18 protein-coding genes and 2 pseudogenes are annotated in these 18,510 nt (G+C 71.2%); 9 read left to right on the forward strand and 11 right to left on the reverse strand.

The genetic code is table 11. The features are described from left to right. Positions 1–57: 57 nt before the first annotated feature. From WBK31_RS09785 to WBK31_RS09800, 4 genes are all read left to right on the forward strand, one after another. A complete protein-coding gene (locus WBK31_RS09785; RefSeq protein WP_406674662.1) occupies positions 58–600 on the forward strand; it encodes a hypothetical protein in 543 nt (180 codons plus the stop codon). Between the two features lie 341 nt (positions 601–941). After that, positions 942–2,447: a hypothetical protein gene (locus WBK31_RS09790; RefSeq protein WP_406674663.1), complete on the forward strand. Its 1,506-nt coding sequence runs from the start codon at positions 942–944 to the stop codon at positions 2,445–2,447. Positions 2,448–2,653: 206 nt separating this feature from the next. Next, positions 2,654–3,064 carry an ATP-binding protein gene (locus WBK31_RS09795; protein WP_364065164.1) on the forward strand — a complete coding sequence of 137 codons (411 nt, stop codon included), beginning with the start codon at positions 2,654–2,656 and terminating at the stop codon, positions 3,062–3,064. A gap of 212 nt (positions 3,065–3,276) precedes the next feature. Then, a complete protein-coding gene (locus WBK31_RS09800) occupies positions 3,277–4,068 on the forward strand; it encodes a class I SAM-dependent methyltransferase (RefSeq protein ID WP_364065161.1) in 792 nt (263 codons plus the stop codon). Positions 4,069–4,094: 26 nt separating this feature from the next. On the opposite strand, the gene WBK31_RS09805 is transcribed toward WBK31_RS09800, so the two are convergent. Next, a complete protein-coding gene (locus WBK31_RS09805) occupies positions 4,095–4,379 on the reverse strand; it encodes a hypothetical protein (RefSeq protein WP_364065158.1) in 285 nt (94 codons plus the stop codon). Positions 4,380–4,651: 272 nt separating this feature from the next. Between WBK31_RS09805 and WBK31_RS09810 the strand changes: the two genes are divergently transcribed. Further along, positions 4,652–5,260, forward strand: coding sequence for a DUF4865 family protein (locus tag WBK31_RS09810; RefSeq protein WP_406674664.1), 609 nt, complete (start codon positions 4,652–4,654; stop codon positions 5,258–5,260). Between the two features lie 428 nt (positions 5,261–5,688). Here WBK31_RS09810 and WBK31_RS09815 read toward each other — a convergent pair. From WBK31_RS09815 to WBK31_RS09855, 9 genes and pseudogenes are all read right to left on the reverse strand, one after another. Further along, positions 5,689–6,560 (reverse strand): annotated as a pseudogene (locus WBK31_RS09815) (aldehyde dehydrogenase family protein). After that, positions 6,553–7,974, reverse strand: a complete 1,422-nt coding sequence (locus tag WBK31_RS09820; RefSeq protein ID WP_364065932.1) for an aldehyde dehydrogenase family protein — start codon at positions 7,972–7,974, stop codon at positions 6,553–6,555. The pseudogene WBK31_RS09815 and the gene WBK31_RS09820 overlap by 8 nt, the downstream one beginning before the upstream one ends. A gap of 14 nt (positions 7,975–7,988) precedes the next feature. Then, positions 7,989–8,916, reverse strand: a pseudogene (gene deoC, locus WBK31_RS09825) (deoxyribose-phosphate aldolase). Beyond that, the gene (locus WBK31_RS09830) at positions 8,900–9,922 is read right to left on the reverse strand and encodes an ABC transporter permease (RefSeq protein ID WP_364065146.1); all 1,023 of its coding nucleotides are present in this window, start codon (positions 9,920–9,922) and stop codon (positions 8,900–8,902) included. The pseudogene deoC and the gene WBK31_RS09830 overlap by 17 nt, the downstream one beginning before the upstream one ends. Continuing rightward, on the reverse strand, positions 9,919–11,415 hold the full coding sequence (locus WBK31_RS09835) for a sugar ABC transporter ATP-binding protein (RefSeq protein WP_364065143.1): 1,497 nt from the start codon (positions 11,413–11,415) through the stop codon (positions 9,919–9,921). The genes WBK31_RS09830 and WBK31_RS09835 overlap by 4 nt, the downstream gene beginning before the upstream one ends. Then, entirely contained in the window at positions 11,412–12,350 is a 939-nt protein-coding gene (locus WBK31_RS09840) for a sugar-binding transcriptional regulator (RefSeq protein ID WP_364065140.1), read from the reverse strand. Before WBK31_RS09840 ends, WBK31_RS09835 begins: the two co-directional genes overlap by 4 nt. Further along, on the reverse strand, positions 12,340–13,968 hold the full coding sequence (locus WBK31_RS09845) for a ribulokinase (RefSeq protein WP_406674665.1): 1,629 nt from the start codon (positions 13,966–13,968) through the stop codon (positions 12,340–12,342). The genes WBK31_RS09840 and WBK31_RS09845 overlap by 11 nt, the downstream gene beginning before the upstream one ends. Then, a complete protein-coding gene (locus tag WBK31_RS09850) occupies positions 13,851–14,906 on the reverse strand; it encodes a galactitol-1-phosphate 5-dehydrogenase (protein WP_364065134.1) in 1,056 nt (351 codons plus the stop codon). The genes WBK31_RS09845 and WBK31_RS09850 overlap by 118 nt, the downstream gene beginning before the upstream one ends. Positions 14,907–14,939: 33 nt before the next feature. Further along, positions 14,940–15,929, reverse strand: a complete 990-nt coding sequence (locus tag WBK31_RS09855; protein ID WP_406674666.1) for a substrate-binding domain-containing protein — start codon at positions 15,927–15,929, stop codon at positions 14,940–14,942. A gap of 184 nt (positions 15,930–16,113) precedes the next feature. Between WBK31_RS09855 and WBK31_RS09860 the strand changes: the two genes are divergently transcribed. Both WBK31_RS09860 and WBK31_RS09865 read left to right on the forward strand, forming a co-directional pair. Then, entirely contained in the window at positions 16,114–16,413 is a 300-nt protein-coding gene (locus tag WBK31_RS09860) for a hypothetical protein (RefSeq protein WP_406674667.1), read from the forward strand. Further along, entirely contained in the window at positions 16,401–16,766 is a 366-nt protein-coding gene (locus WBK31_RS09865; protein ID WP_406674668.1) for a hypothetical protein, read from the forward strand. The genes WBK31_RS09860 and WBK31_RS09865 overlap by 13 nt, the downstream gene beginning before the upstream one ends. A gap of 20 nt (positions 16,767–16,786) precedes the next feature. On the opposite strand, the gene WBK31_RS09870 is transcribed toward WBK31_RS09865, so the two are convergent. Further along, positions 16,787–17,314, reverse strand: coding sequence for a DUF6292 family protein (locus WBK31_RS09870; RefSeq protein ID WP_364065122.1), 528 nt, complete (start codon positions 17,312–17,314; stop codon positions 16,787–16,789). 314 nt (positions 17,315–17,628) lie between these two features. Between WBK31_RS09870 and WBK31_RS09875 the strand changes: the two genes are divergently transcribed. Next, the gene (locus tag WBK31_RS09875) at positions 17,629–18,027 is read left to right on the forward strand and encodes a helix-turn-helix domain-containing protein (RefSeq protein WP_406674669.1); all 399 of its coding nucleotides are present in this window, start codon (positions 17,629–17,631) and stop codon (positions 18,025–18,027) included. Beyond that, positions 17,970–18,500 carry a DUF5753 domain-containing protein gene (locus WBK31_RS09880; protein ID WP_406674670.1) on the forward strand — a complete coding sequence of 177 codons (531 nt, stop codon included), beginning with the start codon at positions 17,970–17,972 and terminating at the stop codon, positions 18,498–18,500. The genes WBK31_RS09875 and WBK31_RS09880 overlap by 58 nt, the downstream gene beginning before the upstream one ends. The last annotated feature ends 10 nt before the right edge of the window (positions 18,501–18,510 follow it).

The raw sequence follows: 18,510 nt of genomic DNA on the forward strand, positions 1-18,510 counted from the left end.
CCTCAATGCACAGTAATGCCATCTCACGAACGCCCCCAGCCGAAAAGGATCGCCGCCATGACGCTCGCCCGGACCCTCGCACTGACCACAGTCGCTCTCGCCACCGCCGCCACCGCGGCCGCGTTCGCTCCCGCCGCCAACGCCACCGCGGCCGCGTTCGCTCCCGCCACCGCCGCCACCACGGCCGGGACCGCCACGGAGATCACCGCCTCGGCCGGCACCTCGGCCAAGTCCTGGGGCGCCTACTACGCTCCCCGGCGCGCCGCCAAGGCGCTGGGCACGCTGACCATCACCGGCGAGGACCACGCCACCCTGCCCACGGCCGACTTCGTCCGGATCTCCGGCAAGGTGTACGACAACACCCGCCGCTCCTCGTGCGGCTGGGCCCTCTTCCGCATCACGTACCGCGACGGCGACCAGCTTCCGTTCCGCGAGCGCTGGGTGCGCGACTGCACCTACGGCAGCCCCACCCGCTTCTCGTTCCGCCAGAGCGACGTGTACCAGATCGAGCTCAAGGTCTGCTCCGAGCCCCGCGCCTCCCGCCCTTCGGCGAACTGCCGGTACGGCGGCACCTGGAAGACCCTTTACCTGTCGAAGTGAGCCCCTTATACGGGCCCGGCCCCGGCGCACCGGGACAACGGACCGTCCGCCATGGAGGGGAGACGAACGCCTCCGGCCGGTGCCGTCGAGACGAGGTGCCGATAAGGGTCATCGTTCACGGCCGGTTGTGAGCCGGGCGCGGCGATGACCGGGCGGCGCGGCCACCGCGACAACGACGTCGGGGTGGCCGCGCCGCCCATGTACCGTTCCACGGCGATGGCCGGGGTCCCGGCGGGGGGAGCCTTAGCACTGGTACGTGCTGGTGCGCGAGGCCGGTTCACTCTCATGCCGTATGGCGGTGTACCGGCGGAAACGCCGAAATCTCGCCACATGATGGGGCAATGACTCACCCTTCACCACCGGACCCGTGGGGTCCGCGAGCGCCTGGGCAGCCGGAGCCGGGACGGCGCGAGCACGGCCGCCCTCCGTACGGGCGCCCGGCCACGCCCACCCAGCGCCACCCGGGCACGGACCACGCAGGTTACGGTGACCACGAGTTAGGGACCACCGATCACGGCGTCCAGGGACCGGCACCCGCCGGCAACGGCCCCCACGCGAGCCAGGGCAGCCCGCCACCCGGCTTCGGAGCACGGCGGGGCCGCCACAGCCAGCCCGGCCCACCGGACGACGGCTACCCCTACAGTCCGCAGGACTCGTACACCCCCGGGTCCGGGCCTCACGCGTCTTACGACCCTCCGGAGCCGTACGGTCGTCTGCCCGCATACGGCCCCTCGTACGGCGACCAGACCGCCCACCGCGAACAGGACGCCTACGGCGACAGGAGCGCCTGCGCAGAGCAGGCCGCCTACGCCGATCGGAACGTCTACGGCGACCGGGACGTCTACGGCGAGCAGGACCCGTACAACGGTCTCCACGCCTCCTATGGCGGCCGCCAGGACGACCATGGTCCCCTGAGCCCTCCGTACCTGCACGGAGGCGGCAACGGCCACTACGACCCGTACACCCACCAGCGCCACCAGGCAGGGTACGACCACCTGACACCCGCCACGCTCGACCCGCCTCGAAAGCGCGGCAAGACCATGGTCATCGCGCTCTCGGCCGCCCTCGGCGTGCTGCTCCTCGGCGGCGGCACGGTCGGCGCGGTCTCGTACGTCAAGTCCTCGAACGGCACACCCGCGGCCCTGCCGAGCGGCGGCGGCACCTCGCCACCGACGACCGCGCCGTGGCCGTCGGACGAGCCGGCCGAGGCCGACGCGGGCGGCGGCCTTCCGCCCTCGGCCGGCGCTTCACCGAAGGGCGAGCCGTCGGCGGCAGGGGAACCGTCCGGAAGGCCGTCAGCGGAAGAGGTGCCGTCGGGCGAGCCGACCGGCCCCGCCACGAGGCCGTCACCGTCCTCCTCGGCCGCCCAGCCCGGCTCGCCCATCGCCCACACCGAGTTCGACGACTGGAAGTTCACCGTCTCGGGCGTCACGTTCGACGCGAACAAGGTCGGCGGCTGGACGTACGACACGTGCGAGCCGGTGGACGCCCAGGGCCTGCTGGAGAAGAACGACTGCCGGCGCGCCGTCCAGCTCGCCTACTCCGCCTACCGGGGCCACCTCAAGGCGGTGCAGGTGATGCTGGAGTTCCCGTCGGTCAAGGCGGCCACGACGGCGGCCACTCAGATGGCCGAGTCCAAGACCGACACCGTCAACATCCGCAGGGACATGGCCCTGCCGACCTTCGAGTACGGCAAGGTCAGAACGAACCCGGCCAAGAAGTACGTGGTGGTCACCATCGTCACCGCCGACAAGACCGCCAAGGCGAAGGCCGACGATTTCCACCTCTACATGCAGGCGGACTCGGTCAGCTACTTCCTGCTGCGCGACGTGACGATCACGAGCTGACGGGGGCGACGACCGGCCTGTCTCGGGGGAGAGTGAAAACGGGAGAAAAGCGGGGGCGCAGGGCGGGCGCGGCTGAGGTGGCGGCCCTGCGCCGGCGCGGTACGCCCGCACCTCATGTCCTGAAAAATCGGCGAATAAATGAGTAGAAGACGGTTTGTCAGAGGTCGCCTCGGGCACAGGTGAGTAATGAACTGGAGGTGACCAGGATGGAACTGGGAATTGCCCTGTCGATTCCCATGGAGAAGGCGTCCGTAACCCTGACCCGAAATGTGGTCGATGTCGCGCTGCGGCGCTGCGGCGTCTCGCCGGACGCTCGTCAGGATATCGGGCTGGCGCTGACGGAGGCCTGCACGAACGCCGTCCGCCATTCGGACACGAAGCGTGAATATCAGGTGGACGCGGCTCTGCGCCACAATCGGTGCGTCGTCGAAGTGACCGATCACGGTGCGGGTTTCGTCATGCCCGACGCGCTGCCCAGTGTGCCGCTGGACGCGGAGGGCGGGCGCGGCCTGATGTTGATGTACGCGCTGACCGATCTCGTGGAGATTCACCGGCATCGCGGAGACGGGATGACCGTGCATTTCGAGAAGAATCTGGACGGCGCGCTTACCGGATGACGCGAAAAGCTGAGGGGAAAGCACAGGGAAAGCGGCGGGCGGGAGGGTCGCACGTTTCGGGCCGGGGCGTACGGGGGCATGACGCTACTCACCGTACGCGGCCGATCCGGACTCGCCGTATGCGTCGATCCAGCTCACCGTACGCGCGCCGGTGTGGACTCACCGTACGGGCCGATCCGCCAGTAACCCCCGTCACCCGGGAGCGTCGCCGCATGAAACAGCACGCCGAACTGAAGGACTTCTGGGAGCAGCGCCTGCACGCCGACTGGACGGAGAGCGGGGTCGGCTACCAGCGGCTGGGGCTGGCGTTCAACACGTGGATGTACCGGGTGCGCGGCGAGGTGTTCCGCCGCGAGGTGGGGGCGCTCGGCCTCGACCTGTCGTCGTCCCGCGTGCTCGACGTGGGCTCGGGCACCGGCTTCTACCTGCGGCAGTGGCGCGCGCTCGGCGCGAAGTCGGTCACCGGATCCGACCTGACCGCCGCCGCCGCCGAACGCCTGCGCGACCGCTTCCCCGGCACCGAGATCCTCCGGCTCGACATCGCCGATCCCGGCGAAACGCTCGAACCCGGCTCGTTCGACGCGGTCTCGGCCATGGACATGCTGTTCCACATCACCGACGACGAGCGGTACCGCTCCGCGCTGCGTTCCATCGCCCGCGCCCTGCGGCCCGGCGGTACGTTCGTGCTGTCGGAGAATTTCCTGCACCGGCCGGAGCAGCGCGGCGACCATCAGGTCAACCACACGCTCACCTGGATCACCGGCGCGCTCGGCGACGCCGGGTTCGACGTCGTACGCCGCGTGCCGATGCTCGTCCTCATGAACGCTCAGGTGGACGCCAACCCCGTGTGGCGTAAGCTCTGGGGCGGCCTGCTGCGGGCCGTCACCCTCACGGAGACCACCGGCGAGATCGCGGGCGGGCTGCTCGCGCTGGCGGAGCGGCGGCTGGTCCGCGTCCTGCGCGAGAGCCCCACGACCGAGCTGATGATCTGCCGCCGCCGCTGAGCATCCGAAGGCTGTGTGCCGATGCGTCAGCGGCCGTTCACGGCGCACCAGTCCGCCCACGTGATGGCGCCGCCGCCGAGCTGCTCGGCGTGGAAGGACGTCCAGGAGTTCTGGCTCGGCCCCGGCTCGGACGGTGCGCTGCGGTAGAGGGGGTGCCGCGCCTCGACCTCGGCGCGCAGCCACGGCTCGACCTGCTCGTACGAGTCCAGCGACCAGCTCCGCGCGTGAGGGGTGAGCCCGCCGCGCACCTCGCTCTCCGCCAGGCAGCGCCACCGTGAGGAGGGCATGGGCGGCAGGTCGCGCCAGTTCACGTATCGGGGTGAACATCTACCGTTCCTCTCGGAGAAGCACTCACGCTGGCCAGGCCCGTACGATGCTCACAGTCGGCGCGAGTCAGATGAGAGCGCCACGCCGCACCTGAATGTCCCGCACCTGGAAAGAACGGGGAAAAGAGCGTCAATATCCGGCGGTTTCCCAACCTGCCGCCCCACCGCTCGAACCGCCCGGCGGCGGGAGGCTTGCGACGCGTCTGTACCTACTAGTATGTAAGGGCCCGTCAGTCTTCCAGGAAGGCAGCCCTCACGTGTACGCCAAGCAGTACGAGATCACCCTGCCCGCCGACTACGACATGGAGATCATCCGCAAGCGGGTCGCCGGCGCCGGTCACGTCTTCGACGACCGCGCCGGGCTGGGCATGAAGGCGTACGTCATCCGCGAGCGCGGCGTCGAAGGCTCGCCGGTCAACCAGTACGCCCCCTTCTACCTGTGGAACGACGCCAGAGCGATGGCCCACTTCCTCGTCGGAGGCGGCGGGTTCCAGAACATCGTCCGCGACTTCGGCCGCCCCGTCGTCCACCATTGGACGGGCGTCGCCTGCCACGCCGGTCCCGCACGCGGCGCGACCCCGCTGGCCGCGACGCGCCGGCTCACCCCCGTACCCGACGATCGGGACGGCACGGGAACGAGTCTCGCGGCGCTGATCGAGGAGGAGGCCGAGCACCTGCGCGAGCTGTCCCGCCACGACGGCGTGCACACCACCGTGCTCGCCGTCGATCCCCACCACTGGCGGCTCGTACGCTTCACGCTGTGGGCGGACGATCCCGCGCAGGACGCGGACGGCACCGAACGGTACGAGGTGCTGCACCTGTCCGCCCCCGGCCTGGGCGACCTGCCGGAAGGGCGGTCTTGGTAGGGCCAGGGCGACCCCGGAGGGAACGGGCGCGACACCAGGAAGGGCGCGCCGCCGCCGCAGGGGAGGGAACGGGGCGGCTGCCGCCATCACGCACGTCCCTGCCGGGGATCACCGGTCCATGACGCATCAGCGCCATGCGGCCGGGGCCACGTTCGCGACCATAACAGCAGATCAGCGGTTACAGCCCTGGCATCCAGCCATTTGTGACATGTCTGTGTCAAAGAGTCGGACGTCACGTGTCATGCCGGACGTCGACGCGCGCCGGTGCCCGCAGCGCAAACCCGGCGCGGCCGGAAAGAGCCCGGCCGCGGGCCGAGCACGACGCCCGGCCCTCGACTGGGAGAAGGAGACCGGCGCGGCCGGGCAGGAGACCCGGCGCGGCCGGAAAGCGACGGGACGATCGGCCGCAGAAGCGGCCGGATGAGCGGTCAGCGGCCGATCGGATGCCAGACCGTCTTCGTCTCCACGAAGGGCCGGATGCGCTCCAACCCCGGATCCGGCTCCTCCCAGTCGTCCTCGGGCCGAGGCCGTAGCACGCGCTTGAGCGTGGTCGCCGCCAGCTCCTCAAGCTCGGCCGCCAGCTCGCCGGCCCCGCCAGGTCGAGTGCGTTCACATCGGCGTGCCCGGCCAGCGGCGGGCCCAGTTCAGCGGTCCTGCCGGTGAGCACGTTGGCGACCCCGCCCGGCAGGTCGGAGGTGGCGAGCGCCTCGGCGAGCGTGATCGCCGGCAGCGGCGCCCGCTCGTCGGCGATCACCACGGCCGTGTTCCCCGCCGTGATCACGGGGGCGAGCACGGACACGAGGCCGAGCAGCGAGGACCCGGCGGGCGCGAAAACGCCGACCACGCCGGTCGGCTCCGGCTCCGACAGGTTGAAGAACGGCCCCGCCACCGGGTTCGCGCCGCCCAGCACCTGGGCGATCTTGTCGGCCCAGCCGGCGTAGTAGACCCACCGGTCCACGGCCGCCGACACCAGCGCCTGCGCCCGGCCGGCGCTCACGCCCTCGGCCGCGGCCACCTCGGCGGCGAACTGGTCGCGCCGCCCCTCCATCATCTCCGCGACCCGGTAGAGGATCTGCCCGCGGTTGTAGGCGGTGCGGCCCGACCAGCCGGGGAACGCCTTGCGCGCCGCCACCACGGCGTCGCGCACGTCCTTGCGCGAGGCCAGCGCGGCGTTGGCGAGGTGGGACCCGTCCGCCGACGTCACGGGGTAGGACCTCCCTGATTCCGAGCGCGGGAACGCGCCGCCGACATAGAGCTTGTACGTCCTGAGCACCGCGATGCGCGGCGGGATGTCAGCCAAGGTACGCCTCCAGTCCGAGCAGCCCGCCCTCGCGGCCGTAACCGGACTCCTTGTAACCGCCGAAGGGACTGGCGGGATCGAACACGTTGAAGGTGTTGGACCACACGACGCCGGCGCGCAGCCGGCTCGCGGTCCACAGCATCAGGGAGCCCTTCTCCGTCCAGACACCGGCCGACAGACCGTACGGCGTGTTGTTCGCCTTGGCGACGGCCTCCTCCGGCGTGCGGAACGTGAGCACCGACAGCACCGGGCCGAAGATCTCCTCCCTGGCGATCCGGTGCGCCTGCGTGACCCCGGTGAACACGGTCGGGCGGAACCAGTAGCCCCGCTCGGGCAGCGGGCACGCGGGCGACCACGAGGTGGCGCCCTCCGCCTCGCCGGCGGCGGCCAGCTCGCGGATCCTGGCGAGCTGCGCCGCCGAGTTGATCGCCCCGATGTCGGTGTTCTTGTCCAGCGGGTCGCCGAGCCGCAGCAGCTCGATGCGGGCACGCAGCCGCGCCAGCAGCTCCTCGGCGATGGACTCCTGCACCAGCAGCCGGGAGCCCGCGCAGCACACGTGCCCCTGGTTGAAGAAGATGCCGGACACGATGCCCTCGACGGCCTGGTCGATGGCCGCGTCGTCGTAGACGATGTTGGCGCCCTTACCCCCCAGCTCCAGCGTGAGCCGCTTGCGGGTGCCCGCCACGGCGCGGGCGATCTGCCGCCCCACCTCGGTCGAGCCGGTGAAGGCCACCTTGTCGCCGCCCGGATGGGCGACCACGGCCGCGCCGGTGTCGCCGGCGCCGGTCACGATGTTCACCACGCCGGGCGGCAGCCCCGCCTCCTGGCAGATCTCGGCGAAGACCAGCGCGGTCAGCGGCGTCGTCTCGGCCGGTTTGAGCACCACCGTGTTGCCGGTCGCCAGCGCGGGCGCGACCTTCCACGCCAGCATGAGCAGCGGGAAGTTCCACGGGATGACCTGCGCGGCCACGCCCAGCGGACGGGTGCCGAACCCGGCGTGCCGGAGCTTGTCGGCCCAGCCCGCGTAATAGAAGAAGTGCTGCGCGACGAGCGGCAGGTCGATGTCGCGCGTCTCCTTGATCGGCTTGCCGTTGTCGAGCGACTCCAGCACGGCCAGCTCGCGGGAGCGCTCCTGGATGATCCGCGCGATCCTGAACAGGTACTTCCCCCGCTCGGCCGGCGGCATCGGCGACCACACCCGCTCGAACGCGCGCCGCGCGGCGGCGAAGGCCCGGTCCACGTCGGCCTCGCCGGCCGCGGCCACCTCCGACAGCGGCTCCTCGTCGGCCGGATTGACGGTGACGATGCGCTCGTCGCTCTTGGCCGGCACGAAGTCGCCGTCGATGAACAGGTCGTACGACGGCCGGATGGACACGATGGAACGTGACTCCGGCGCGGGCGCGTACTCGAAGATCTCCACGCCTCTCCCTAGTCGATGGTGTAGTAGTCGGGCCCGGAGTAATGTCCGGTGTCGAGCTTGGTCCGCTGCATGAGCAGGTCGTTCAGCAGCGATGACGCGCCCAGCCTGAACCACGCGGGGTCCAGCCAGTCGGCGCCGGCGATCTCCTTGACCAGCACGAGATAGCGGATGGCGTCCTTGGTGGTGCGGATCCCGCCTGGCCTTCACGCCGGCCTGCCGCCCGGTGGCGGCCCGGTAGTCGCGTACGGCCTCCAGCATCACCAGCGTGACCGGCAGCGTCGCGGCGGGAGAGACCTTGCCCGTCGAGGTCTTGATGAAGTCGGCGCCCGCGTGCAGCGCGAGCCAGGACGCGCGGCGCACGTTGTCGTAGGTGGCCAGCTCGCCGGTCTCCAAGATGACCTTCAGGTGCGCGTCGCCGCACTGCTCCTTGACCGCGACGATCTCGTCGAACACCTTGCGGTAGTCGCCGGCGAGGAACGCGCCCCGGTCGATCACCATGTCGATCTCGGTCGCGCCCGCCGCGACCGCCGCCGCCGTGTCGGACAGCTTGACCTCCAGCGACGTACGTCCCGAGGGAAAGCCGGTGGCCACCGAGGCCAGCCCGACCCCGGTCCCGGCCAGCGCCTCCGCCGCCGTGGCGACCATGTCGGGGTAGACGCACAGAGCGGCCACCGACGGCGCGGTGGGGTCGGCCGGGTCGGGGCGCACGGCCTTGGCGGCCAGCGCGCGCACCTTGCCGGGCGTGTCCGCCCCTTCGAGGGTGGTCAGGTCGACCATGCGGATGGCCAGGTCGATGGCCTCCCGCTTGGCCGTCGTCTTGATCGACCTGGTGGCCAGGCCGGCGGCCCGCCGCTGCACGCCGACCTCGTCGACGCCGGGCAGTCCGTGCAGGTAGGCACGCAAGGAGCCGGGGATGGTGTCAGGCACGAGCGCCACGCCTCTCGATGAGCATGTTGAGTACGAGGGCGACCAGCAGGATGAGGCCGGTCACCACCATCTGGAAGAAGGAGCCGAGGCCGAGCAGGTTGCACAGGTTGCGCAGCACCGACAGCAGCAGCACCGCCACGAACGTGCCGAACACCCCGCCCCGGCCGCCGAACAGGTTGGTGCCGCCGAGCACGACGGCCGCGATCGCGTCCAGCTCGAGCCCGTTGAACGCGGTGGGCTGCCCCACGGTCAGCCGGGAGGTCAGCAGCACCCCGGCCAGCGCGGCCAGCGCGCCCGACACGGCGAACACCGTCGTGATCACCCCGCGCACCGGCAGGCCGGACAGCCGGGCGGCCTCCTTGTTGCTGCCGACGGCGTAGACGTATTCGCCGAACGTGGTGCCGCGCAGCACCAGCGCGGCCAGCACGGTGATCGCCACGAAGATGACCCCGACGATCGGCACGTAGCCGATGAACCCGCCGCCGAGGAGCTGGAACGCCTCAGAGCCGCCCGCCTCGGCGGGCTTGCCGTCGGTCAGCAGGTACGTCAGGCCGCGGATCGCGGTCAGCCCGGCCAGCGTGGTCATGAACGACGGCAGCGACAGGTACGCCGACATGCCGCCCATGAACGCGCCGAACACCGCGCCGGCCGCCACGCTGATGAGGATCGCCGGCAGCACCGGCACCCCCGACCCCAGCAGCAGCGCGATCGTCATGCCGCCGAACGCGGCCACGCTGCCCACCGACAGATCGATGCCGGCGGTCAGCACGACCATCGTCATGCCGATGGCCACGATCCCGGTCAGCGAGGACTGCTGGAGCAGGTTCGCGATGTTGCGGCCGGTCAGGAACTGCGGCGCCAGCAGCGACGCGACCACGCACAGCCCGAGGAAGACCAGCAGCAGGTTGGACTTGACGATCAGGTCGGCGCCGCGGCGCCGGCGGGCCTCGCCCTGGGGGACGGCTGAGGCGAGGGTCGATCCCGGCGAACCCGTGGATCCGAGCGATGCTGTCATGGTGCGGCTCCTGTGATGACGGTGTGCGCGATGACGTTCTCGGGGCTGACCCGGGGGTCGAAGTGCGCGACGTTGCGGCCCTCGTACAGGACCTGGATCCGGTCGGCGTTGGCGGTCAGCTCGTTGAGCTCGCTGCTGGCGAGCAGCACGGCCACGCCCTGGTCGGCCAGGTGGCGCACCTGGCGGTAGAGGTCGGCCTTGGCGCCGACGTCCAGGCCGCGCGTGGGCTCGTCCAGCAGCAGGACCTTGATCCCGCCCCGGGTGATCCACTTGGCCAGCACGACCTTCTGCTGGTTGCCGCCGGAGAGCTGGCCGACGAGCTGGTTCGGTCCCGATGCCTTGACGCCGAGGTCGGCGAGCGCAGGACTGGTCAGGCGCCGGCCGAGTTTCCCCGGCAGCAGCCACGGCGGGCGGCCGAGCGCGCTGATCGCCGCGTTGCGGCTGACCGACAGGCCCAGCATCAGGCCCTGCTCCTTGCGGCTCTCCGGTACGAGCGCGAGACCCGCGCGTACGGCGGCGGCCGGGCTCGCGACCTTGAGCGGCCGGCCGCCGAGCCTGGCCGTCACGTGGGCCTTGAGGTCGCCGAACAGGGCGCGCAGCAGCGTCGTACGTCCCGCGCCGCCGAGCCCGGCCAGCCCGACGACCTCGCCCGGCCGCACGTCGAGGCCGCGCACGTCCAGCAGCCCCGGCACGTGCACCCGCTCGATGCTGAGCAGCGGCTCGCCCGCCGGCGCGGGCCTGTCGGTCGCGCCCACCAGCTCGCCCGCCTCGCCGATCATGGCGGCCACCAGCTCGTCCGGTCCGGTGGACGAAAGGTCGTAGACGCCGACCGCGCGGCCGTCGCGCAGCACCGTGGCCCGGTCGCCGATCTCCATGACCTCGTCCATGCGGTGCGAGATGAAGATCACCGAACGGCCCTCGGCGGTGAGCGACCTGATGACGTCGAAGACCGCCTGCAGCTCGGCCTCGCCGAGTGTGGCCGACGGCTCGTCCATGACGATCACCCGGGCGTCGGCCGTGAGCGCCTTGGCGATGGCGGTGAGCTGCTGCGCCGCGATCGGCAGGTCGCCGACCTTGGCGGTCACCGGGAAGGTCGCGCCCACCCGGTCCAGCGCCTCGCGGGCCAGCTTGGCGCGCTGCGCCCTGCGGACGAACGGGCCCAGCCTGGGCGCCCTGCCGAGCAGCAGGTTCTGCGCCACGGTCAGGTCGGGCAGCAGGTCAAGCTCCTGGTAGATGACCGCGATGCCGGCCGCGAGCCCGGCGTGCGGTGTGGCCGGCGCGTACGGCTCGCCGTCCAGCAGGATCGTGCCCTCGTCCGGCTGGTACGAGCCCGCCAGGATCTTCATCAGCGTGCTCTTGCCCGCGCCGTTCTCGCCGAGCAGGCAGTGCACCTCGCCGGGCCGCACACCGAGTTCGACCCCGTCGAGCGCGACGGTGCCGGGGAAGCGCTTGACGATCCCCGACATGTGCAGGCGTTCGGGAGTCTGGCTCATGCCGCCTCCAGCAGGTGTCTGGCGTTGTGGTCGTCGGTGATCAGCACGTCGCACAGGCCGCTGGTCACCACCGCCCGGCACACCGCGCGCTTGGCCGTGCCGCTGACCAGCGCGACCGACGTGGTGGGCGAGCGCAGCAGGTCGAGCGAGAGCCCGAGGGTGCGGCCGTCGAGATCGGGGTCGACGATCCGTCCCTCCGCGTCGATGAAACGGCCGAGCACGTCGCCGACCGCGCCCGCGGCGGCCAGCCTGGCGAGGTCGCTCGCGTCGATCTGCCCGGAGTCGACCAGCACCGAGTCGCTGCCCATCGCACCGGGGCTGAACAGGAACAGATCCGCCTTGGTCGCCAGGGCCAGCACGTCGGCGACGGCGCGGTCGCTCTCCAGCACCTGGCGGGTGCTCCGCTGCTCCAGGATCGCCGGGGCGGCGAGCAGCGTCGCGGTGCCGCCGCCGTGGTGGGCGATCATGCTGGCCATGCTGTGGGCGCTGGTGGGCTGGCGGGAACGGCTCAGCGCGCCGTTGATCTGCACCACGTGCACACCCGTCGCCCAGCCGGGGACGAGCTTGCCGGCCAGCCGGTCGAGCGTGCGCCCCCACGACACCCCGATCAGCCGGGGCGCCGGGCGCATCTCCATGAGGTGGTCGGCGCCCGCCGCGGCCACCCGGTCGCGGGCCTGCTCGGCGTCGTCGCCGCCGACCGACACCACGACGGCGTCGCGCAGCCCGAACCGCTCCTTGACCTCCTGCTCCAGCGTGCGCACCCGCGAGCGCGGATGCAGCACCTCGATGCGCACGATGCCGACCTCGCGCGCCTCGGCCAGCATCCTGCCCACCTTCCAGCGGGTCAGGTGCAGCGCGTTCGCGATCTGCTCCTGCGTCTCGCCCGCCTCGTAGTAGCGGACGGCCACCTGGTAGAGCTGGTCGTCATCGGTCATCGCGGCCTCCGCTCAGCCGGTGGGAGATGCCGGTCGTCGCGGCCGTGGCCGCCAGGTAGTCGGCGTAGCCCGTCTCGTACGCCTGGGCGTGCGCTGCGACCGGCTCGACCGTGCGCACCTTCGGCGCGTACTCGGCCGCCGCCTCCGCGAGGGATGCGTGCCGCCCCGAGCCGGCCGCGGCCAGCACCGAGCAGGCCCGCAGCGTCAGGTTGTCGCCCGTGACCAGGTGGACGGGGCGGCCGAGCACGTCGGCGGTGGTCTGCAGCCACAGCTCGTTGTGCTGGATGCCGCCCGACAGGAAGATCTCCGACACCGGGACGCCGCCCTCGGTGAAGGAGTCGATGACCTGCCGGGTGCCGTAGGCGACGCCCTCGACGGCCGCCCGGTAGACCTGCTCGGGCGTGCTGGCCAGCGTCAGGCCCAGCACCGCGCCGCGCAGATGCGGGTCGCGCAGCGGGGTGCGGTTGCCCATGAAGTAGTCGAGCACGATCAGGCCGTGCTCGACCGGCGGCACCTGCGCCGCCGCCGCGATCAGGCCGCCGATCTCCGCGCGCGGCCGGCCGATGAGCCGCTCGCCCGCCCACGACAGCACCGAGCCCGCGCTCACCTGACCGCCCTCCACGAGCCACCGCCCCGTGCGCAGCGCGTCCGGGTACGGCCCCCACACCGTGGGCGGGAACACCGGCTCGGCGATCTCCGTGACGAACGCGTTGGACGTGCCGCACACGATCGACACGTGACCCTCGTGCGCGCCGCCGATGGCCAGCAGCGACAGGTGCGCGTCGATGCCGCCGCAGACCACCGTGGGGGCGCCGGTGACGCCCAGCTCATCGCGGGCTCCGGCGGCCATCGGGGCGATCGGGTCGCCGACGGGGACGATCTCGTCCGGCAGCTTGTCCGCCAGGTCGGGGACGCCGAGCCGCTCGTACAGGTCGTGGGGGAAGCCCGCGCCGCGCGGGTCGTAGTTGCTCTTGCAGACGGCGTTCATGCGCGACCCGGCCCAGCGGCCGGTGAGCCGCCACACCATGTAGTCGACCGCCTCGACGATGCGCGCCGCCGCCCGGTACGTCTCCGGCTCGTGCCGGGCCAGCCACATGGCCTTGGGCACCAGCCACTCCACGGCGTCGCTGCCGCCCGCGTACCGCAGGACCGGGTGGCCGGTGCGCGCGGTCAGCTCCGACTCCTCGCCGGCGCGGCAGTCCATCCACAGCAGCGCCGGGCGCAGCGGCCGGCCGTGCGCGTCGAGCACCGCCACCGTCGAGGCCGTGGTCGCCACCGCGACCGCCTCGACCGCCGGGCCGCCCGCCGCGGCGAGCGCCTGCCGCGCGGCCGACACGCTCGCCCGCCACCAGTCGTCCGGATCCTGCTCGGCCCAGCCGGGCCGGGGAAGCGGGTCGGATACGCCGCGGCGCCCGACCCCAGCAGCGCCCCCTGCTCGCCGTAGACCGCCGCGCGGGCGCCTTCGGTCCCCAGATCGAGGGCGAGGAAGGCAGCCATGCTCTACTCCTCGTTCGGCAGGAAGAGAACCTTCGAGCTGAAGATCGACCGCTCGCCGAGCGCGGCCATGGTCTCCGGCAGCGCGTCCAGACCCAGCTCGTGCGTGATCATGAACTTCCACTTCAGCTCGCCCGAGGACAGCGCGCGCGCCGTCGTCCGCCACTCGTCGCCGGGGAACGGCGCCGAGAAGGAGTTCCACGCGCCGTGCAGGGTCACCTCGCGGCGCAGGAACGCGCTGAACGTCGCCTCCGGCAGCACCACCGGGTCGTGCGGGATGCCGATGAACACCGCCTCGCCGTGCCGCCCCGCCAGCGCCACCGCCTGGTCGATCGTCGCCGGCACGCCCGCCGACTCGATGACGATGTCGTAGCCTTCGCCGGCCACGTCGGCCGCCTCCTGCGCGCTGGTCGCCGTGTGCGTGGCCCCGGCCTCGGTCGCCATCGCGGCCTTCTGCTCGTTCAGCTCGATCACCAGCACCTCGGAGGCGCCCGCGATCCGCGCCCACTGCACCGCGAACAACCCGATCGGGCCCGCGCCGACCACCGCCACCCGGCGGCCGCCGCGCATGTTCGTCCGCCACAGGGCGTGCAGCGCGATGGCGGCCGGGTCCATCATGGCCGCCGCCCTCGGGTCCAGGTCCGCGGGCAGCACCATGAGGTTGCCGGCGGGGACCGTCACGTACTGGGCGTACGCGCCGTCGCGCCGGCTGCCGAAGTAGCCGTACCGCTTGCACAGGCTGAAGTGGCCCTGGCTGCACGGGGCGCAGGTGCGGCACGGGATCAGCGGCGGAACGGTGACCAGGTCGCCCTCGCGCACGGTGCCCTCGGCGGCCAGGTCCGCGCCGAGCCGTACGACGTGGCCGGAGAACTCGTGCCCGCAGATGATCGGGAAGTGGTAGGCGATCCCCGGTTGCAGCATGCGGGCGATGTCCGACCCGCACACCCCGCAGGCCGCCACGCGTACGAGCGCCTCGTCCGGACCCGGCTCGGGCACGGGCACCCGCTCGACCCTGATGTCCCCGGGCGCGTGGAGCACCGCCGCCTGCATGGTTTCCGCCATCGTTGTGCCTTTCCTACTTCGTGGTTGCCTGGGCTACTTCGTGGTCGCCTGGGCGAACTCGGTCTCGCCGATGTACTCGGCCGCGTTGTCCTTGTCGATCAGCGCGGTGCCGGCGTTGATGTTCGCCTCGACCTGCTCGCCCTTCTTGACCTTGAGCACGGTCTCGACGGCCTTGGCCCCGAGGGAGATGGGGTCGTTGAGCGCGGTGGCCACGTACTGGCCGTTCGGGATCTGCTTGACCGCCTCCATGAGGCCGTCCACGCCCGCGACCAGGACCTTGTCCTTGCCGTTCTCCTTGAGGACCTGGAGCGCGCCGAGCGCCATGTCGTCGTTGTGCGCGTACACGGCGGCGACGTCGGGGTGCACCTGGAGCAGGTCCTGCATCGCGGTGACCGCCTTGGAGCGCACGTAGTCCGAGTACGGCCCCTCGATGATCTTGATGTTCGGGTTGCTCTTCACGGCGTCGTGGAACCCGGCGCTGCGGTCGCGCGCCACCGCGCCGCCCGCGTCGCCGCGGATCTCGATGACCTTGCCGCCCTTGTCGCCGAGTGCCTCGCTGAGCCGCTTGCCGACGAGCTCGCCCATCGCCTTGTTGTCCCGCCCGACCTGGGCGACCGCGCCCTCGGGCACCGGGCGGTCCACGGTCACGACCGGCACGCCGGCCGCCTTGGCCGCGGCGATGCCCGGCTGCACACCCTGGGGATCGACCGGGTTGACGAGCAGGACGTCCACCTGGCGGGTGATGAGGTCCTGGATGTCGTTGTTCTGCTTGGTGACGTCGCCGCCCGCGTCGGCGAAGTACAGCGAGGCGCCCGCCTGCTTGGCGGCGGCCTCCGCGCCCTCGCGGAGCTGGACGTAGAACGGCGACTGCTGGGTCGCCTGGCTGAAGCCGATGGCGACGGGGCCGTCGGAGCTCCCGCCGGCCGCGTCCGTGGAACCGCCCGGCGTGGTGGACACCGAACAGGCGGTCAGAGCGCTGATCAGGAGGAGTGAGGGGATGGTGAGCAGCCGAAATCTACTCATTGGGGCCTCCGTATGTGACGTAGGTAACGCACCGTAAGTCGGGAATTAACCCCGTTGCAACACTTGAGCCGAAATTTGCTCATATGAGCAGACTTGGGGTCTCTGCTCCGCTCGTCCGTTGTCCGTCACAGGAGTTTTCGCAGGTCACAGCGGTTACGGCGGCTCTGCCGCAAGAGAGGTCCCCGTGAACGCTCCGACTCCGGAGGCGCCGCCCGCGCACCGGCCCGGCGCTGCCATTGCGCGGCCCCGCGCCACCAGTGCGCGGCCCTGCGCCGCCATTGCGCGGGCCGGCGCGGGCGTTTTCGTCGCCTATCGCCCCGTCGTCACCGTCACCGTCCGCCTGCCCGCGATCCAGCGGGCGCTGCACGCCTCCACCGTGCAGCTGTCGTGGGTGCAGGACGCGTTCGGTGTCCGCGCGCACGGTGCAGCGCACGTCGGCCGCCTCCAGCGCCGCGCGCACGCTGGCCGCCGGTGGCCGCGCTGATTCTCACCGCAGGGGTCTTCGCCGACGTGCACGGGCGCAAGAAGACCTGCCAGGTGGCCCTCGCCCTGTGCGCCGCGGGCGCGTTGGTCGCGCTGTGCGCCAGGTCCATCCCCCTCGTCCGGGCCGGCGAGGCGGACGGGCTCGGCGCGGTCGCCGGGCTCGACCTCGGCGCCGCAGCCGGGCCCGCCCTGGCCGCCGTGTCGGGCGCGTTCCTCGACGGCATGCGGCTCTGCCTCGGCGTCTCGGCGGTCCTGCTGGTGATCGCCGTCGCCGCCGCCGTCCTGCTGCGCCGTCCCCGCCGCAGCCCGGAGCCGTCCGCCGCGCCAGCGGCGGAACGCCTACCGGCCGGCTGACCCCGACCCCGCGCAGGGGGTCAGGCGCCCGCGGGCGGCTGCTCGGGTGACCCCGCGTACGGCACGTCGGGCGGCAGATGCGCCCGCAGCCGATCGTCGAAACCGTCGTCCACGTCCCGGTACGACCGGTACGCCGGCGGGTAGTGCCACCCCCAGGGCTGCTCCCGGTGGTGCCCCCACCACCAGCGGCGCGGCTGCCGCAGCCGCTCCATCATGGCCAGCACCGTGTCCCCCACCTCGGCGGGATCGGGCAGCACGTCACCGCCGAAGTACCGCTGCCGTCTCAGCAGCGTCGGGCAGCGCACGTCTCCCTGCACGAAGCTGCCGAACCGCCACCCGCTCTCCTCGTCCCAGGCGAGCCCCAGGAGGCACTCGTCGACGAGCTCGCGGTCCTCGATGAGAATCGACGCCGAACGTGGCAGGAACTCCGCAATCCAGTGGTCGCTCGGCTGAATGGCCCTGCGGACGAGGGCGAGGTAGACATCGTGCAGGTAGCCGACGTGCAGCTCCTGCCACTCCACATGCCAGATGCCCCGGGGTGTCACCACATCGGTGCCCGTGGGGCGGCGACCCCACGAGGTAAGCCGGCCATGCTGCATACCGCCCTTGACCCGCACGTGAGAACCAGGGCCATGCAAGGCTCCCCTCTGCCTGGCGGAACCAGGGATGCCGAGCTGCCGACGTGCGGGCCTTTGAAGCACTTCCCCGTCGTCGGCCAATTCGTTTGTCATTGCACCCCTCCCGCTTACTATGGTGAGGTACGGTAAGTCTGCATGCAATCTTGCACGCAGTCTTACTTCTGTGGCTCAATGGCTGGAGTGATCAAGGCGCAATCCGGGAATTAGCCACTTTTAGGACATACATGGCCAATCGCACTACTCCGCCCACCGTGCAGCGTCGCATCCTGGCGCGGGAGCTGCGACATTTGCGTGAGCGCAAGTCCCTGACCGGCGACGACATCAAAGACCTCCTCGGCTGGTCGCCGTCGAAGGTGTCGAGAATCGAGAACGCCCGGATCAGCGTCTCGCAGAAGGACATCGAGCAGCTGCTCGATGTGTACGACGCGACCGACAGCCAGCGCGAACGCCTCCTCGCGCTGGCCGGCAAGACCCAGACCCCGCAGTCGTGGCGCGCCTATCCGGCGCCGACCCAGGAGTACCTGTCCTTCCTCGACGTCGAGAGGGTCGCCGACTCGATCCGGCAGTGGGAGGTGGGGGTGGTGCCGGCGTCTTTCAGACAGAGGCGTACGCCAGGCATCTGATCAAGAGCTGGCGCGATATCGACCCGACGCTGACGCCCCTCCAGATCGAGGACCGCGTCGCCATCAGATTGGCCCGCCAGAAACGCTTCTTGCCCCCTGAATCCGCACAAATCTGGATAATTATGGACGAATCTATCCTTTTGCGGACCGTTGGCGGGCCGGAGGTGATGGCCGAGCAGCTGCGGCAGCTTGTTGACTTCTCGCTACTGCCCAATGTGAAGCTTCAGGTTGCGCCGCTCAGTCGCCCTCGGGGGGTGTTCGAGGAATCCTTCACGCTGCTCAACTTGGATCGCAACAACCCGTTGGAGCAGTGCCTGGTCTATATTGACCACAATCTCACCAGCCAGTTTCTGCTGGACGAGCAGCGCTCGGTCTACTTCGAGAAGATGTTCGACCACTTCCGTGAGCTGGCACTGGATCCCGAGGAGAGCCGTCAGGCCATCCATAAAGAATTGGAGAAGTTGCAGGTGTGACGCCTGAGGC

The sequence above is a fragment of the Nonomuraea sp. N2-4H genome, from assembly GCF_045291505.1.
Classification (GTDB): domain Bacteria; phylum Actinomycetota; class Actinomycetes; order Streptosporangiales; family Streptosporangiaceae; genus Nonomuraea; species Nonomuraea fastidiosa.

What these genes read in the sequence shown, in the direction of transcription:
- WBK31_RS09785 (WP_406674662.1), top strand. Translation starts at nt 58, where the DNA reads ATGACGCTCGCCCGGACCCTCGCACTGACCACAGTCGCTCTCGCCACC.
- WBK31_RS09790 (WP_406674663.1), top strand. Translation starts at nt 942, where the DNA reads ATGACTCACCCTTCACCACCGGACCCGTGGGGTCCGCGAGCGCCTGGG.
- WBK31_RS09795 (WP_364065164.1), top strand. Translation starts at nt 2,654, where the DNA reads ATGGAACTGGGAATTGCCCTGTCGATTCCCATGGAGAAGGCGTCCGTA.
- WBK31_RS09800 (WP_364065161.1), top strand. Translation starts at nt 3,277, where the DNA reads ATGAAACAGCACGCCGAACTGAAGGACTTCTGGGAGCAGCGCCTGCAC.
- WBK31_RS09830 (WP_364065146.1), bottom strand. Translation starts at nt 9,922, where the DNA reads ATGACAGCATCGCTCGGATCCACGGGTTCGCCGGGATCGACCCTCGCC.
- WBK31_RS09835 (WP_364065143.1), bottom strand. Translation starts at nt 11,415, where the DNA reads ATGAGCCAGACTCCCGAACGCCTGCACATGTCGGGGATCGTCAAGCGC.
- WBK31_RS09840 (WP_364065140.1), bottom strand. Translation starts at nt 12,350, where the DNA reads ATGACCGATGACGACCAGCTCTACCAGGTGGCCGTCCGCTACTACGAG.
- WBK31_RS09850 (WP_364065134.1), bottom strand. Translation starts at nt 14,906, where the DNA reads ATGGCGGAAACCATGCAGGCGGCGGTGCTCCACGCGCCCGGGGACATC.
- WBK31_RS09855 (WP_406674666.1), bottom strand. Translation starts at nt 15,929, where the DNA reads ATGAGTAGATTTCGGCTGCTCACCATCCCCTCACTCCTCCTGATCAGC.
- WBK31_RS09875 (WP_406674669.1), top strand. Translation starts at nt 17,629, where the DNA reads ATGGCCAATCGCACTACTCCGCCCACCGTGCAGCGTCGCATCCTGGCG.